Origin of the sequence: Exiguobacterium sp. s145 (assembly GCF_018618835.1) — a bacterium.
Classification (GTDB): Bacteria; Bacillota; Bacilli; order Exiguobacteriales; family Exiguobacteriaceae; genus Exiguobacterium_A; species Exiguobacterium_A artemiae.
On sequence record NZ_JACSMV010000003.1, the window covers coordinates 35,981 to 51,778 of the forward strand.

General features: G+C 46.8%; 17 protein-coding genes. 7 read left to right on the forward strand and 10 right to left on the reverse strand.

Annotation, left to right across the window (positions count from 1 at the left end; genetic code table 11):
• Positions 1-274: 274 nt before the first annotated feature.
• A complete protein-coding gene (locus KNQ07_RS05210; RefSeq protein WP_214765212.1) occupies positions 275-1,180 on the forward strand; it encodes an SH3 domain-containing protein in 906 nt (301 codons plus the stop codon).
• 54 nt (positions 1,181-1,234) lie between these two features.
• Here the strand turns inward: KNQ07_RS05210 and KNQ07_RS05215 are convergent, their stop codons facing one another.
• From KNQ07_RS05215 to yneA, 7 genes are all read right to left on the reverse strand, one after another.
• Positions 1,235-3,001 carry an ABC transporter ATP-binding protein gene (locus KNQ07_RS05215; protein WP_214765214.1) on the reverse strand — a complete coding sequence of 589 codons (1,767 nt, stop codon included), beginning with the start codon at positions 2,999-3,001 and terminating at the stop codon, positions 1,235-1,237.
• Positions 2,991-4,748 carry an ABC transporter transmembrane domain-containing protein gene (locus KNQ07_RS05220; RefSeq protein ID WP_214765215.1) on the reverse strand — a complete coding sequence of 586 codons (1,758 nt, stop codon included), beginning with the start codon at positions 4,746-4,748 and terminating at the stop codon, positions 2,991-2,993. Before KNQ07_RS05220 ends, KNQ07_RS05215 begins: the two co-directional genes overlap by 11 nt.
• A 118-nt stretch (positions 4,749-4,866) precedes the next feature.
• On the reverse strand, positions 4,867-5,097 hold the full coding sequence (locus KNQ07_RS05225; RefSeq protein WP_012370001.1) for a YneF family protein: 231 nt from the start codon (positions 5,095-5,097) through the stop codon (positions 4,867-4,869).
• Positions 5,098-5,205: 108 nt separating this feature from the next.
• Positions 5,206-7,194: a transketolase gene (tkt, locus tag KNQ07_RS05230; protein ID WP_214765217.1), complete on the reverse strand. Its 1,989-nt coding sequence runs from the start codon at positions 7,192-7,194 to the stop codon at positions 5,206-5,208.
• Between the two features lie 194 nt (positions 7,195-7,388).
• Complete coding sequence (locus KNQ07_RS05235; RefSeq protein ID WP_012369999.1) at positions 7,389-7,625, reverse strand: DUF896 domain-containing protein; 237 nt, start codon at positions 7,623-7,625, stop codon at positions 7,389-7,391.
• A 113-nt stretch (positions 7,626-7,738) separates the two neighbouring features.
• Entirely contained in the window at positions 7,739-8,392 is a 654-nt protein-coding gene (locus KNQ07_RS05240) for a YneB family resolvase-like protein (RefSeq protein ID WP_214765219.1), read from the reverse strand.
• A gap of 45 nt (positions 8,393-8,437) precedes the next feature.
• Entirely contained in the window at positions 8,438-8,725 is a 288-nt protein-coding gene (gene yneA, locus KNQ07_RS05245) for a cell division suppressor protein YneA (RefSeq protein WP_214765221.1), read from the reverse strand.
• Between the two features lie 208 nt (positions 8,726-8,933).
• Between yneA and lexA the strand changes: the two genes are divergently transcribed.
• From lexA to glpK, 4 genes are all read left to right on the forward strand, one after another.
• Positions 8,934-9,548, forward strand: coding sequence for a transcriptional repressor LexA (gene lexA, locus KNQ07_RS05250; RefSeq protein WP_214765223.1), 615 nt, complete (start codon positions 8,934-8,936; stop codon positions 9,546-9,548).
• Positions 9,549-9,578: 30 nt separating this feature from the next.
• Positions 9,579-10,049, forward strand: a complete 471-nt coding sequence (locus KNQ07_RS05255) for a metal-binding protein (protein WP_214765225.1) — start codon at positions 9,579-9,581, stop codon at positions 10,047-10,049.
• 186 nt (positions 10,050-10,235) lie between these two features.
• Positions 10,236-10,940 (forward strand): MIP/aquaporin family protein, encoded by a 705-nt coding sequence (locus KNQ07_RS05260; protein ID WP_214765227.1) that lies wholly within the window; start codon positions 10,236-10,238, stop codon positions 10,938-10,940.
• 37 nt (positions 10,941-10,977) lie between these two features.
• Positions 10,978-12,495 (forward strand): glycerol kinase GlpK, encoded by a 1,518-nt coding sequence (glpK, locus tag KNQ07_RS05265; RefSeq protein WP_214765229.1) that lies wholly within the window; start codon positions 10,978-10,980, stop codon positions 12,493-12,495.
• A 106-nt stretch (positions 12,496-12,601) separates the two neighbouring features.
• On the opposite strand, the gene dhaM is transcribed toward glpK, so the two are convergent.
• Genes dhaM through dhaK form a run of 3 tightly spaced genes read right to left on the reverse strand, consistent with a single transcriptional unit; the run spans position 12,602 to position 14,552 of the window.
• The gene (dhaM, locus tag KNQ07_RS05270; RefSeq protein WP_012369992.1) at positions 12,602-12,967 is read right to left on the reverse strand and encodes a dihydroxyacetone kinase phosphoryl donor subunit DhaM; all 366 of its coding nucleotides are present in this window, start codon (positions 12,965-12,967) and stop codon (positions 12,602-12,604) included.
• Positions 12,964-13,563 carry a dihydroxyacetone kinase subunit DhaL gene (gene dhaL / locus KNQ07_RS05275; RefSeq protein WP_214765231.1) on the reverse strand — a complete coding sequence of 200 codons (600 nt, stop codon included), beginning with the start codon at positions 13,561-13,563 and terminating at the stop codon, positions 12,964-12,966. The genes dhaM and dhaL overlap by 4 nt, the downstream gene beginning before the upstream one ends.
• A gap of 20 nt (positions 13,564-13,583) precedes the next feature.
• Entirely contained in the window at positions 13,584-14,552 is a 969-nt protein-coding gene (gene dhaK, locus KNQ07_RS05280) for a dihydroxyacetone kinase subunit DhaK (protein WP_214765233.1), read from the reverse strand.
• A 166-nt stretch (positions 14,553-14,718) separates the two neighbouring features.
• On the opposite strand from dhaK, the gene KNQ07_RS05285 reads away from it, so the two are divergent.
• Both KNQ07_RS05285 and KNQ07_RS05290 read left to right on the forward strand, forming a co-directional pair.
• Positions 14,719-15,414, forward strand: coding sequence for an AzlC family ABC transporter permease (locus KNQ07_RS05285; protein ID WP_214765235.1), 696 nt, complete (start codon positions 14,719-14,721; stop codon positions 15,412-15,414).
• Positions 15,399-15,725, forward strand: coding sequence for an AzlD domain-containing protein (locus KNQ07_RS05290; protein ID WP_214765237.1), 327 nt, complete (start codon positions 15,399-15,401; stop codon positions 15,723-15,725). The genes KNQ07_RS05285 and KNQ07_RS05290 overlap by 16 nt, the downstream gene beginning before the upstream one ends.
• The last annotated feature ends 73 nt before the right edge of the window (positions 15,726-15,798 follow it).

The following is a 15,798-nucleotide window of genomic DNA, read 5'->3' on the forward strand; positions in this document are numbered from 1 at the left end:
AGAAAATCTTTACTTTGTCTCTTTACTTCTTTTTTTGAGTCTTTAGTTAGGTGAATAGTTAGAATATTTCTTCTAAAGTACGTCTAAAGTCCTACTTTTTCTTTATTTTACCAAGCATTATGACCTAGGCATGACAAAACATGCATTTTTGCAATCTGTTTGTCATACTAGCTCCGTTTGTAACTTGAATGACTCTGACCTGTAAACGCACAAACCGGAATTGCCGTGTAAAGTAGGAACAGTAAACACAGCATATGTCAGGAGGACATCAATAATGAAAAAAGCAGTTTTCGCTGCAGGTCTTGCAGCAACGGCTCTATCAGTAGGATTCGCCCAAGAGACAGAGGCTGCCTCAGAGACGGTAACAGTAAATACAGCGGTATTAAATGTACGCACAGCACCTACAACGGCATCAGCGGATGTAGGTAACGTATATAAAGGTCAAAAATTAAATGTCGAAGGACGTTCTGGCGCATGGATTCAAACAAACATCAATGGCCAAAAACGTTATGTACACGGCGCATACACTTCAGCCGGTTCTTCATTCGACTTTAAAAAAGCTACAGTCACTACGGCAGTATTAAACGTTCGCACGCAACCTACTACAAACTCTAAAGACGTTGGCAACTTGTATAAAGGCCAGTCCGTTAACGTAGAAAACAAAGTCGGTGCTTGGATCAAAACAACAATCGACGGAAAAACTCGTTACGTACACAGCGCTTATACAACTTTAGCGGGTTCAGCAACAAAAGCACCAGCGGTCAAAGCTCCAGTAGCTAAACCGGCAGCACCAGTTGCAAAACCAGCTCCAAAAGCAGCAGCTCAACCAGCTGCAGCAACAAAACAAACTACAGCAGCTAAATCAGGTACGAAAGTAACAATGAATGTTTCTGCGTACACAACTGATCCATCAAACAATGGTAGCCGCCTTTACAATGGCCGCGCATTGACTGCTAGCGGTTACGATGTCACAAATACGATCACGTACAATGGTATGCGTATCGTTGCAGCATCAGCTCAATACCCAATTGGTACACGCATGCACATCTCAGGTATCGGTGAAGCAATCGTACTTGACCGTGGCGGCGCAATCCAAGGTAACAAACTTGACCTTCTCGTTGGTTCACAACAAGAAGCACTCAACTGGGGACGTCAAAACGTCACAGTTACTGTCTACTAATTTTAAACACAAACAACCTGCCAGGCGAGATCGCCTGGCAGGCTTTTTTGTGTCTTATGATACCGACGAAACGTGACCGGATTGCAGTTCATACATCTTTTTATATAATCCATTCTTTTCAATCAGTGTCTGATGGTTCCCTTGTTCGATGACTTCCCCTTGATGCAGGACTAAAATCAGATCCGCATCCTGGATTGTCGACAACCGGTGGGCAATCGCAATCGTTGTTCGTCCCTGCCGCATCCGTTTTAAAGCGACCTGCACTTTTTCTTCCGTTTCCGTATCGATCGAACTTGTCGCTTCGTCGAGAATCAAGACTTTCGGGTCACGTGCCATCGTCCGGGCAAACGAAACGAGTTGACGTTCTCCGGCAGAGAAGGTAGCTCCCCGCTCCGCAACCGGACTGTCATATTGTTCGTCGAGCTGATTGATGAACCCGTCTGCTTGAACAAAGCGGGCTGCTTCCTCCACTTTTTTGAATGGAATGGACGGATCAAACAACCGGATGTTATCGGCGACACTGCCTGTAAACAGGAATGAATCCTGTAAGACCAGACCAACATGACGCCGCAGTTCGTCTTCCGGCAATTGTTCGAGCGGCTGTCCGTCGATCAGGATCCGGCCTGACTGATAGGAATAAAAACGCATCAGAATATTAATAATCGAACTTTTCCCACTGCCGGTCTGACCGACCAGAGCGACAGTCTGTCCTTTTTTCGCTTCAAACGAAATCCCTTTCAAGACTTCCTTCTCTCCGTCATAACTAAAGCGGACATTGTCAAAGACAATATGTCCTTCTGTAATATCCGCGTCCCCTGCAATCGTCTTCGCAGGTTCCGGCTCATCCGTATCGAGCACTTTAAAGACCCGGTCCGCCGAGACGATTGCCTGTTGGAATTCAGACAGGCGTTGCATGATTTGCTGGACCGGTTGAAAAATCCGTTCCATATAACTGATAAAAGCATAGACGACTCCGACTTGAACCGTTTGTGAAAATGACAGGACACCGAAGTACGTAATCAGGGACGCAATCGTCAGTGCAAGCAGCAGTTCAATGATCGGACGTAACAGCCAGCTGTCAAGTTTCAGGTTCTTGTAACGGCCGTTTTGATGGGCGATGTTCGTTTCTTCGAACTCTGCCATCAGCCGCTTTTCCTGCCGAAACTGTTGGATGATGGCCATTCCGTTGATCGACTCATTTAATTGTCCGTTAATCTTCGATAATAAATCCCGGACTTCCGCATAATATTTCGTCGAGTAACGACGGTAAATCCAGATGATGAAATAAAACAGCGGCAATAAGACTAACGCAATCGTCGCCAGGCGCGGTTCAAGCAGATACAGGAAGATATACGTTCCAATCAGTTGGACCCCGCTTTGGACGAATGTCGACAAAACGCCGATGTACAGCTCTTTGATTGCTTCTGTATCATTCGTAATCCGTGAAACGAGCACGCCGGCCGGTGTCCGGTCGAAGTAACCGAGCCGAAGATGCATGACGTGACGGAACACATCAATCCGGAGCCGTTGAATGACTTTTAAGGCAATTTTTTGGAACTCAAACGCCTGTAAATAATCGACGACGATACCGGTCGTATGCAACAGCAAGTAAACACCGAATAATAACGCGACTTCCTGGACCGGATAGTTCCCGACGGCCACATAATTATCGATGAAGATTTTGACGAGATAAGGTCCTCCGAGCTTTGCTCCGGTCGTCACGAGCAACAGTAAGAAGGCGACTAAAACCTGTTTTTTAAACGGTTTGACGAAGCCAAGCAATCGTCGCAAGACCGCTTTTTCATTAATATCATGATTCAAGCGTTCCACCTCCCTGTTCGACGAGTGATTCCAGTTGCTGACGGTCGTAGGTTTCTTTATACCAACCGTTCTTTGCAAGCAATTCGTCGTGTGTTCCCCGTTCAATGATTTTTCCCGCATCGAGAACGATGATTTCATCCGTATGCGAAACGGCTGACAGACGGTGGGCAACGATGATTTGCGACTGCTCATTATCAGCTGTCCGGAAATGTTCGATGATCGCTTCTTCCGTCTTCGCGTCAACCGCTGACAACGCATCATCGAGTACCAGAATCGGACAATCTGCAAGCAATGCCCGGGCAATCGAAATCCGTTGCTTTTGACCGCCGGATAACGTGACGCCGCGCTCCCCGACCATCGTCGCGTACCCTTCCGTAAAACCGAGAATATCCTCATGTACGGCAGCAATCCGTGCGGCTTCCATGATTTCTTCCATCGAAGCATCCGGTTTTGCAAAGGCAATATTATCGGCAATTGAAGCAGAGAACAGGAAATGGTCCTGCGGTACGATGGCGACCTGTTTGCGGACCGTTTCCCGCGTCAATTGTTTGACGTCTTGTCCACCAATGGCAATTGATCCATATTTGACATCGTATTCGCGTGATAACAGACGGACGAACGTCGATTTCCCGGCACCGGTCCGCCCAACGACTCCAAGTGTCCGTCCCGGTGTCAACGTCACGTGGATATTTTCGAGTACAGGTTGTGTATCATAAACAAAACGATCGACCGCGACCTGTAAATCAGCAGATGCGACGGTCGTCGCTGCTTCTTTGGCATCCTTGATTTCCGGCTCGATTGCAAGCATCCGTTCGATTCGATCGTACGAGGCACGTCCCCGTTCAACGATATTAAACAACCAGCCGAACGCGAGCATCGGCCATGTCAATAATCCTAAGTATGTAGTGAAAGACACGATGTCCCCGATCCGAATTTCGCCTTGCTGCAATAAATAGGCACCGTATCCGACGGCAATGATATAAGACAAGCCGACCAAACCGAAAATCGTCGGATCAAATAAAGCATCGATTTTTGCGACCCGGCGGTTTTTTTGTACGACATCGTCTGACAGCGATGTAAACGTACCGACATCCGACTCGACTTCCCCGGTTGCTTTTAAGACCCGGACCCCGCTGACGCTCTCTGCGACTTTATCATTTAAATCGGAAAAGGCTTCCTGTGCATCATGAAACCGCGAGTGCAGCATCTTGCCGTAACGTGATGTCAAATACACCATCAACGGCATCGGTAACAGGGAAACAAGTGTCAGTTTCCAACTGATTGTCGTAATCATCGTGATGATGACAAAACTCCCCATCGTCACAGAATCGACGAGTGTCAAAATACCGGCTCCAGCCGTCATCGAAACCGCTTGCACATCATTTGTCGCATGAGCCATTAAATCCCCGCTGCGGTACTTTTTATAAAACGATTGATCCAAGTCTGAAAAATGACCGTATAACTGACTTCGTAACAACCGCCCGAGCCGGATTGATGCACCGAAGATGAAGAACCGCCAAAAATAACGAATCACATAAGTCGATACCCCGATTAAGACCAATGTGCCGACCAATTTCCATAAATCATTTTTCGTCAAGCTGCCTTCACTCAGACCGTTGACCGTCGAACCGATTACTTTCGGCGGAATCAGTTCCAGTCCGGCAACAAAAATTAAAGCAACAATCCCCAAGCTGTAAGATTTCCATTCGAGTCGGAAAAACCAACTCAATTTCCTGAAGACTCCCATACAAGTCCCCCCTTTTTAAATCGATTGAGTATTTCTAATAGTCTCACATTTTAGATTAGCCATCTTCCTAAAAAATAGCAAACAAAAGGAGACCAAATTGGTCTCCTTTTACAAGTCATTATTTTTTCGGTGATTTCATTGAACCACTCATTGAACGCATCACTTGGTTGACTTTCTTTTGTGATGGCTTTTGACCCATTTGCATCATCAATGTCTTAATCATATCTTCGTTGATTGGTGGGTTTTGCTCCAAATAGTTCATCATGTATCGGCGAGCGATATAGAAACCAAGGGCGACACCAGCTACCAAGCAAAGAAGGGCAATTAAAATCCAAATCCATGTAGCCAAGTTGCTTCCTCCTCTAACTTCAAACGTCGCTTTTTACTATACTATAATTTAAAGCCTTTGCATAGATAATGCAAAAAAAAGGTGCGCGCGTTTGCGCACCTTTCTTCATTAACCGAGTTGCTTAACTGTATTTAGAACATTTTCGACAGACATGCCGTACTCTTTTAACAGAAGATCTCCAGGAGCAGAAGCACCAAAGCGATCGATTCCGATGACTTGACCTTCTGTTCCTACATATTTATACCAACCGAGCGAAGCTCCGGCTTCGATTGCAAGACGCTTCGTGATGCGTTTTGGCAAGACCGATTCTTTATATTCAGCTGATTGTGCTTCAAACAATTCCCATGATGGAAGTGAGACGACAGCTGCCGTTTCGCCGAGTTCTTTTTGTGCTTCAACGAGCAAGTGCACTTCAGAACCTGTTCCCATTAAGATTGTATCCGCTTTTTCAATGTCACCCGCGATGACATATCCGCCTTTTTCAGCGCCTTCGACTGTCGTACCTTCGAGTTCAGGCAATCCTTGACGTGTCATGACGAGAAGTGTCGGTTTGTTTTTCGATTGAACTGCTGTTTTCCATGCGGCAATCGTTTCTTTTCCGTCTGCCGGACGGTAAACTGTCAGGTTCGGCATCGCACGGAAGCTCATCAAGTGTTCAACCGGCTCGTGTGTCGGACCATCTTCACCGACTGCAATTGAGTCATGTGTCAGGACGAAGATCGACTGGATACCCATCAATGCTGCTAAGCGGACTGCCGGGCGGAGGTAATCCGAGAAGACGAAGAATGTCGCACCGTAAGGAATGACACCACCGTGTAACGCCATACCGTTGACAGCTGCTGCCATCGCGAACTCACGGACACCAAACCAGATGTTACGTCCGCTCGGATCGATGTCGAAGTCTGCTTCCCCTTTGAGCATCGTGTTGTTTGATCCTGCTAAGTCAGCTGATCCACCGAAAATGGACGGGATGTTTTTTGCGAGAGCGTTTAACACTTCACCACTTGTCTGACGTGTTGCTTTTTTCGATGTCAGATCGTATGTCGGAAGGTCTGCTTCCCAGTTGCTCGGCAATTCGTTGTTGATCGCTTGAACAAGCTCAGCGTGCAATTCCGGATGTGCTGCTTTGTATTGTTCCATTTTTTCTGTCCATGCTGCTTCTGTATCAGCACCACGTTTTTCGATGCGCTCTTCGAACAAGTCTTTGACTTCTTCCGGCACATAGAATTCTTCGTGATCCCAAACGTAGCTTGCTTTCGTCAACTTGATTTCCGCGTCACCGAGTGGTGCACCGTGTGAAGCCGATTTCCCTGATTTGTTCGGTGAACCGAATCCGATGACCGTTTTGACTTCGATCAATGTCGGTTTTGTTGTTTCAGCTTTCGCTGCTTCGATTGCTTTTGAAATCGAATCGAGATCCGTTCCGTCTTCGACACGGATGACTTGCCAGTTATACGCTTCAAAACGTTGCTGGACGTTTTCCGAGAACGATTTATCAAGGTCACCGTCAAGCGAGATATCGTTTGAATCATACAGAACCACGAGTTTACCAAGACCTAAATGTCCTGCGAGTGAAGCCGCTTCTGCTGAAACACCTTCCATTAAATCACCGTCTCCGCAAATCCCGTATGTGAAATGATCCACGACGTTTAAATCGTCACGGTTGTATTTCGCTTCGAGGTGACGCTCTGCCATCGCCATACCGACAGCCATCGCGATGCCTTGTCCGAGTGGACCAGTCGTCGCATCGACACCTGCTGTGTGACGGTATTCCGGGTGACCCGGTGTTTTTGAGTTCCATTGACGGAATGACTTCAAGTCATCCATCGCAAGATCGTATCCTGATAAATGGAGGAGTGAGTAGAGAAGCATTGAACCGTGTCCTGCTGAAAGTACAAAACGGTCACGGTTGAACCATTCTGGATTTTTAGGGTTGTGGTTCATATGATCCGCCCATAATGTAAATGCCATCGGTGCTGCACCCATCGGCATTCCCGGGTGACCCGAGTTCGCTTTTTGTACTGCATCAATTGATAAGGTACGAATCGTATTTACTGCTAATAATTCTACTGTTGTCATGTTCGTCAAAACAATCATCCTCTCTCTTTTTCACAAATTCCTTCTCATTTTAGCATACCCGCAAATGTGATACAACTTTTCTAAATAGTATGTCACATTAAAATGAATGCGCTATCTATTGCCGTTTTCTTACTACTTTCATGATACACATTACGAACTTTTTATCAAAAAAAGCTATGTCACTCATCCCATTGAGTGACATAGCTTTTTCGTTATTGTTTATTGCGTTCTTCTTCTTGTGCCTGCTTCAATTTTTCAGGTGTTACGTCCGTTCCTTCTTCATCGACGATTTTAATGCCCATCATCTGATTTTTGAATGAACCGCGGAATGCTTCGAGATACGCTGTCCGTAATTCTTTTTGTTCCGCCGTTTCCGCATCTGTTAGCGGTTCGACTTTTGATTTATTGGCCAGTTCATTAATCCGGTCTAATTGTTCTTGTGATAACATGATATCCCTCTTTCTGTTGACTCAAATATGAGTTTTAAATCGTAATCCTACTGTAAAAGACCCACTAAAAAAAAGCAAGTTTGATGCGCCGCTGACGCACCAAACCTGCTTCCTTATTCATACGTACTGATGACTTCTTTATATTCCAGATAACGCCGGTTGACGGTCGCTTTCGAAATGTCGTGTCCCATGCCTCTCAGCGTCACGGCGATGTCCGCAAATGTCAGCCCTAACTCACGTAAGCGGACGATTTCTTCGATTGGCACTTCTTTTCGGCTCCGTCCGGCGTTCTCGCCTTGCCGATTGAGATTTTGTTCGGGACGGAAGCCGTTTTCAACAGCTCGCCGCATCCCGCGGGCAATCTTCGCATTATGCAGTTTCCGTTGATACTCTTCGACGAGCGATACGATCTCAAGCACCATCGCTTCAGCGTCCGCCAGTTTATACTCGCCATCCGATTCCATCGTCATCAGTTGAACCTGATGTTTTTGGAACGTATGTAAAATGGCGATTTTGGCATTCCCGCGTCCGATCCGCGTATCATCCGTTACGAGAACGGCATCCACCGCTTGACGTGTGACGTAATCAAGAACGGATAACATCCCTTCCCGGTCAACGTCGTAACCACTTTCTTTTTCCGTGATGATATCCACGACTTCAAATCCTTTTGTTGCAGCGAGTCCCGACAGTTCTGATCTTTGCCGCTCAAGCGAGCTGTCCTGTGCTTCTTTTTCCGTCGAGACGCGACAGTAGATTACTACTTTCATCGTACTTCACACCCCTGTTCGTTCATTGACAACTTTTACAGTTTGTCATTGTTGCGCGATTGGTACAACGATTTTGTTTTTCGAAATGACATGTGTTGTCTTTAACTCATTATTCTCAATCAACCATTCGACATATTCTTGGTCCGTCATTGAACCGTCGTTGTATACTTCCGCTACCTGTTCGACGGTCGCGTTCTGGTCTACTGTAACGGAAGTCGTTAACAGCTGTTCGACCTTTTCATCTGGGCGAGGCGTTAAGAGAAAAAGAATGAAGGCAAGGCTGAGCGTATAAAAAACAATGGAAAAGGCATGGGTACGGATTGAATGCATCATGATGAATCCCTCCAAATTAAAATGATTTAGAATAAACGTTCGCGGAACAATTGTTCGCATAACTCATCTTAAACCAGGAACCGGTGTTCGGTCAACATAAAATGTCGAACAATTGTTTGTACGCTCATTTGTTCTATGTTATAGTAATTTTAGAAACATGTATTCCTATAACCTTCAAAAACCAATCCGGAAAGAGGTGGCAATTCATATGCGGAAAATGTCGAAACGACAACAAGAAATCCTTGACTACATCGTTGCTCAAGTGAAACTGAAAGGGTATCCACCTTCAGTTCGTGAAATCGGTGAAGCTGTTGGTCTTGCTTCAAGCTCAACGGTACACGGTCATTTGGATCGTCTAGAAAAACGCGGACTGATTCGCCGTGACCCAACAAAACCACGTGCGATTGAGATATTGCTTGATAAACCTGAAGAAAATCATGAAGCCATCGTACACATTCCTGTCATCGGGAAAGTAACGGCCGGTTTTCCTATCACAGCCATCGAAAATATCGAAGAACATTTCCCGCTTCCTGCACATTATGTCGGGAACGAAAATGTCTTCATGTTGACGATTGACGGTGAGTCCATGATCAATGCAGGTATTCTAGACGGTGACCGGGTCATCGTTCGTCAGCAAAACACAGCAGAGAATGGTGAAATCGTCGTGGCTATGACCGAAGATAGCGAAGCGACAGTCAAACGGTTCTTCTTAGAAGATCAACAAGTACGTCTCCAACCAGAAAATGACTCGATGGACCCGATGTATTTCGATAACGTCTCGATTCTTGGCAAGGTCATCGGCGTATATCGGACGATCCACTAAGCGAGGGACCAGCGTAGCTGGTCTTTTTTCATGCCTTCTGGAAATGTACATGATACAGTCAATACCGTCGCTCTAACCGGCTACGTTGCGTATTCGGTCGCAACGCAGCAGACGGATTGGCTTCCAACCGCTGTCGGCATCGCCGTCGGCACCCTTTGGCTTTCACCAGACCTCGATTTGAAGTCTGAACCTTACTATCGGCACGGTCCTTTACGTGTCCTTTGGATGCCTTATGTCAAAATCATGCCCCACCGGTCCATCTGGTCACACGGATTGATCATCGGTGACCTGATCCGCCTGTTGTACAGCGCCGCTTTCGTGATTCCACTTCTGTTTTTGGCGCTGTATCTGAAACTTGTTGAATCAAGCACAGTGGATTCCTGGTTTGCGGCCATGCCGGCTTTTATCATCGGTGTTATGATCGCCAGTACGATACATATCGTTCTTGATCACTCCAGTAGCTTCTTCCGCACAAAAAAGAAACGGAAAAAGCGTCGTTAAAAATCCTTTGTTCATTGAAAAATGAACAAAGGATTTTTTTAATATCCATTTCTCATTTTTTTAAACATAAATTAAGGAAATTTTAATTTGAAGTTTTGAAGTATTTGTATTGAAAACGTTCTCAATTAGATGTAGGTTTAAATGGAAAGACCATTATTTGCTTTAATCCAAAGGGAGGGTTTTTGCATGAGTAACTTTACAAGTGAGCTGATTGGAACAATGATTCTGATTTTGCTCGGGGACGGAGTCGTTGCAGGGGTTGTCTTAAGAAAGACAAAATCTGAGAACGGCGGTTGGATCGTCATTACATTCGCTTGGGGTCTCGCCGTTATGACAGCAGCATATATCGCTGCTTCAAGTGGTGCCCACCTCAACCCTGCATTGACATTGGCGCTTGCCATGAATTCCGATTTACCGTGGGCAGACGTACCTGTCTACATTGCCGGTCAATTAATCGGAGCATTCATTGGTGCAGTACTCGTTTGGCTTCATTATATGAAACACTTTGAAGCGACTGATGATCAAGCAGCAAAACTGGGTGTATTCGCGACAGGTCCAGCGATTCGTCATACACCGTCAAACCTGATTTCAGAAATCATCGGGACATTTGTCCTGGTATTCGGAATCCTGTCATTTGGTCTGACAACATTTGGTGACGGACTGAAACCATTCATCGTCGGTCTTCTTGTCGTCGTCATCGGTCTCTCGCTAGGTGGTACAACAGGGTATGCCATCAACCCGGCCCGTGACCTCGGTCCGCGGATTGCCCACGCTATCCTGCCGATCAAAGGAAAAGGTTCATCTGACTGGAGTTACTCGTGGATTCCAATCGTCGGCCCGATCATCGGCGGTGGAGTAGCCGTCTTGCTGTATCAACTGCTACAAAACTAATTTTGTTTGACACCTACATCTCAAGGGGGATTTTAGAATGGAAAACAAGTACATCTTAGCACTTGACCAAGGAACAACAAGCTCGCGTGCCATCATTTTTGACCATGATGGTCAAATCGTGAACTCGGCGCAACGTGAATTCAAACAATACTTCCCGCAACCGGGCTGGGTCGAACATGATGCCAATGAAATCTGGGGCTCTATCCTCGCCGTTATGGCGGATGCACTTGGAACGGCTGATATCAAACCAAGCCAAATTGCAAGTATCGGAATTACGAACCAACGTGAGACAACAGTCGTGTGGAATAAAGAAACCGGCAAACCGGTTTATCATGCTCTCGTCTGGCAATCCCGTCAAACATCCGGTATCTGTGATGAACTGAATGCGCAGGGACTCAATCAAACATTCCGCGATAAAACAGGTCTCCTGATTGATGCCTACTTCTCAGGCACGAAAGTGAAATGGATTTTGGATAACGTCGAAGGCGCACGGGAACAAGCGGAAAATGGTGAACTTCTCTTCGGAACAATCGACACTTGGCTCGTCTGGAAGTTGTCTGGCGGTAAAACACATATCACAGACTATACAAACGCTTCCCGGACGTTGATGTACAACATCTACGAACAAAAGTGGGATGACGAGTTGCTTGAAATCCTGACAGTTCCAAAATCAATGCTGCCGGAAGTCCGTCAATCAAGCGAAGTCTACGATAATACCGTCCCGTATCATTTCTTCGGTTTTGAAGTTCCGATTGCCGGAATCGCCGGTGACCAACAAGCGGCTCTCTTCGGACAAACTTGCTTCGAGCCGGGTGAAGGAAAGAACACATACGGTACAGGTTGCTTTATGCTCATGAATACTGGTGAAAAAGCTGTTTCTTCAGACCACGGTCTGTTAACAACCATCGCATGGGGCGTCGACGGCAAAGTCGAATACGCGCTCGAAGGATCGATTTTCGTTGCCGGTTCTGCCATCCAATGGTTACGTGACGGCTTACGGATGTTGAAAAATGCGAAGGACTCGGAAGGTTATGCCTTAAAAGTTGATTCAACAGAAGGCGTTTACGTCGTTCCTGCATTCGTCGGACTCGGTGCCCCGTACTGGGATAGTGACGTTCGCGGCGCAATCTTCGGCTTAACACGCGGAACGGAGAAAGAACATTTCGTCCGTGCGACTCTTGAATCCCTTGCTTACCAGACACGTGATGTCTTGACGGCGATGGAAAAAGATTCAGGAATCGAATTGAAAACGTTGCGCGTTGACGGTGGTGCGGTTTCAAACGACTTCTTGATGCAGTTCCAGTCGGATATCTTAGGTGTACCGGTTGACCGTCCGGAAATCAATGAGACAACAGCTCTCGGTGCTGCCTATCTCGCCGGTCTCGCAGTCGGTTACTGGAAAGACAAAGCAGAAATCAAACAACAATGGAAACTGAACCATCAGTTTAAACCAGAAATGAAAGAAGACGATCGCGAACAGCGTTATGCCGGATGGCAAAAAGCGGTCGAAGCAACCATGGCGTTTAAACCAAACAAAAAAGAAGTCAACGCCTGATTTCTTTACTGGTATTCCTTCGTGGAATACCAGTTTTTTTGTTTTCCCTAAAAAAACAGGTTCGCTTCCTCTTCGGAAACGAACCTGTTAGATCGGACCACTTGTCTTACGAAAATTCTGCTTTGATGCCTGTTACGATATCATCCAGCGATTTTGATTGACCACTTAAGACCGCTGCCAAAAAAGCGCCCTCTACCAGCGGTGCTTCGACGAACTGAACGTTCCGGTCCCCACTGTATAATTCTAAGGCCAGTTCCGCGTTCATCGTCGCCGATCCGATATCCGTCAAAATTAAGCCGTCATCGTTCAACTCATTCATCGTCTCTTCAATTCGGGACGCATCGGTCCCGATACTGCCGTCCGCCAGCCCTGCGGCAAGTAAAATCGGTGTATCCGGAGCCATTTCAGCCAATAGTTCCTTTAGTCCGGTCGCAAGCTTTTCACTATGGGAGACTAAAATCAAATTAATCATGACAAGACCTCCACAATCGAACGTAATAACAGTGAACTTGATAATGCGCCGGGATCCTGGACACCAACTGTTGCATCCCCAAAATAAGAAGCCCGTCCTTTTGTCGCCTCACGTTCTTTTGTGTCTTCCAATGCTTGATCGAGTGCTGCGTTCAGATCACTTTCGCTTTCCAGCGCTTCGTAAAACGGTGTCCAAATATCGACCATCGTTTTTTGCCCGAACTCCGACTTCCCGCGCATTTTGATTCCCTCTGCCGCTTCTTTAAAGGCCGCTGCGAGTTCCTGCCCTTCGACTTCTGTTTTCCCTTTGAACGCTCCGGCAAATTTAACGAATGCTGTTCCGTAAAGGGGACCGGACGCACCACCTACCGTTTTAATTAAGGTCATTCCGACTTGTTTCGATAAGACACCCAGATCTTCGTACTCCTCTTGCGCTTCAAGTTCTTTTTGAACGGCTTGGAAGCCGCGGGACATATTGATACCGTGATCCCCGTCACCAATCTCCCGGTCAAGGTCCGTCAATTCATCCTTATGTTGTTCCAGTTCGGTTGCTGCTTTCAGCAGTGCTTCACGCAATTTTTCGGTTGTTAACTTCATCTGTCTGCACCCTCTTTTAGTTAGAATCCAATCGCGTTTGTTTTGGCATCCAGATAGCCGACGAGTTCATCATCCACCGGAAGCAAGGTAATCGAAAATCCGTGCATTTCAAGCGATGTCATATAGTTGCCGACGAACGGACGAACAATCTCATATCCTTTAGCCTGTAATTGTTCCGCTACATATTTATATGTGATGTAGAGTTCTGATTCCGGTGTTCCACCCATCCCGTTGACCATGACTGCCACTTTTTTATCCGTCACTTCGGCTGTCAGTCGGTCGAGTAATTCCGTTACAATCGCATCAACGGATGCAATCGGTTTGCGCTCCAGACCCTTTTCCCCGTGAATCCCGATACCGATTTCCATCTCATCCTCATACAGATCGAATCCGGGTTTTCCGCTTTCCGGCATATAACACGGTGACAACGCCATCCCGATGGAACGGACGCCCGCAATGACCTTCTCGGCAACGGCTTTGACTTCAGCGAGTGACTTACCTTCCGCTGCCGCAGCCCCTGCGATTTTATGAACGAAAATTGTCCCCGCGACGCCGCGTCGGTCTTCTTCTTTTTTAATGGCGATATCATCCCGGACGATGACCGTCTCGACTTCGATATCTTCGAGTTCCGCCAGTTCTTTAGCCATATCGAAATTCATGACATCACCGGAATAGTTTTTGACGACGAGCAATACCCCTTTTCCTCCGTCAGCTGCTTTGATTCCTTCGAGCACCATGTCCGGTGTCGGAGAAGTGAAGACTTCGCCGCAAACAGCAGCAGCAAGCATACCGTCCCCGATAAACCCGGCATGCGCCGGTTCGTGCCCGCTTCCCCCTCCGGATACGAGAGCGACTTTCCCATTCAGCGGTTCTTTCCGTTTGATGACATTGACTCCGTCGACTTTTGCATAAAGATCGGGATGTGCTAAAACGAGACCTTCCACCATATCTGAGACAAACCGGTTTGCATCTTGCATTAATTTATCCATCTTGAAAGCTCCCTTGTCTAACGAATTTTGCCGTACCACTTAGTCTTTACCACAAATCGGGACGACTTATGTCAAGGAAACATATGAAAATATTGACCAGTTCGTTTCCAATCTGTTTGGAGGATGCTATGCTGAAAACACATCATCATGAGAGGAGTCACCGTCTATGAACGCTTCGTTTCAAGCAGGAATCAAAGCCTGCCTTCCGACCGTCCTCGGTTATCTTGGCATTGGCTTTTCTGCCGGCATCGTCGGTCGGGCAGCGGGTCTCAGCCCACTCGAGATCGGCTTGATGTCACTTTTGATTTATGCCGGAGCGGCCCAATTCATCATCACCAGTCTGTTGCTGTTAAACAGTCCGTTCTCTGCCATCATCTTGACGACATTCATCGTCAACTCCCGTCATTTACTGATGAGTATGACGCTCGCACCGCGTGTTAAAAGCCGGCATCATTTAGACCGGTTTGGAATCGGCGCTCTCTTAACGGATGAGTCATTCGCCGTCGCCATGAATACCTCGCTAAAACAGCGGATTGATGCGAACTTCATGCACGGTCTAAACCTGACCGCTTACTTGAGCTGGATTGGTTCCACCGTGCTCGGAGCACTCGTCGGCAGCTGGTTCCCGGATCCGGAACGGTTCGGTCTCGACTTTGCTTTAACAGCTATGTTCATCGGTTTGTTGTACCTGCAATTTGAAAGCGAACGGTCCCGCATAGCTTTGAACGGTCTATTACTCGTCTTTGTCTTTTTGTTGTTGTACATATCGATGCGCTATCTGTCCCCGGAACTCGCCGTTTTATTTGCGACGATGATAGCCGCCAGTATAGGAGTAGTGATCTCACGATGGAAATCCGTCTAGAACTGTTTGTCTTGTTTGCCGCTTGTGGTCTTGTCACATTGATTCCGCGGATTTTACCGTTTCTGCTTATGCACGGACTGACCTTGCCGCGTTTATTGACCGATTGGTTATCCTTTATTCCGATTTGCCTGCTGAGCGCACTTTTCTTTCAAAATTTATTGATTGTACGAAGCGGGGAGTTCCCGACACTTTCCTTGCTGCATCTCGCAGCAGCCATACCGACAGTCCTCGTCGCCGTCAGCAGTAAAAGTCTTTCCTACACCGTCATTACCGGTGTCCTGTCGATGGCGTTGCTCCGATTTTTCCAATGAGGATTGCGCACCTCTCTCTAAAAAAAGACGAGAAAAAACGGATGTCGTTTCCGCTTTTTCTCGCCTTCTGTTC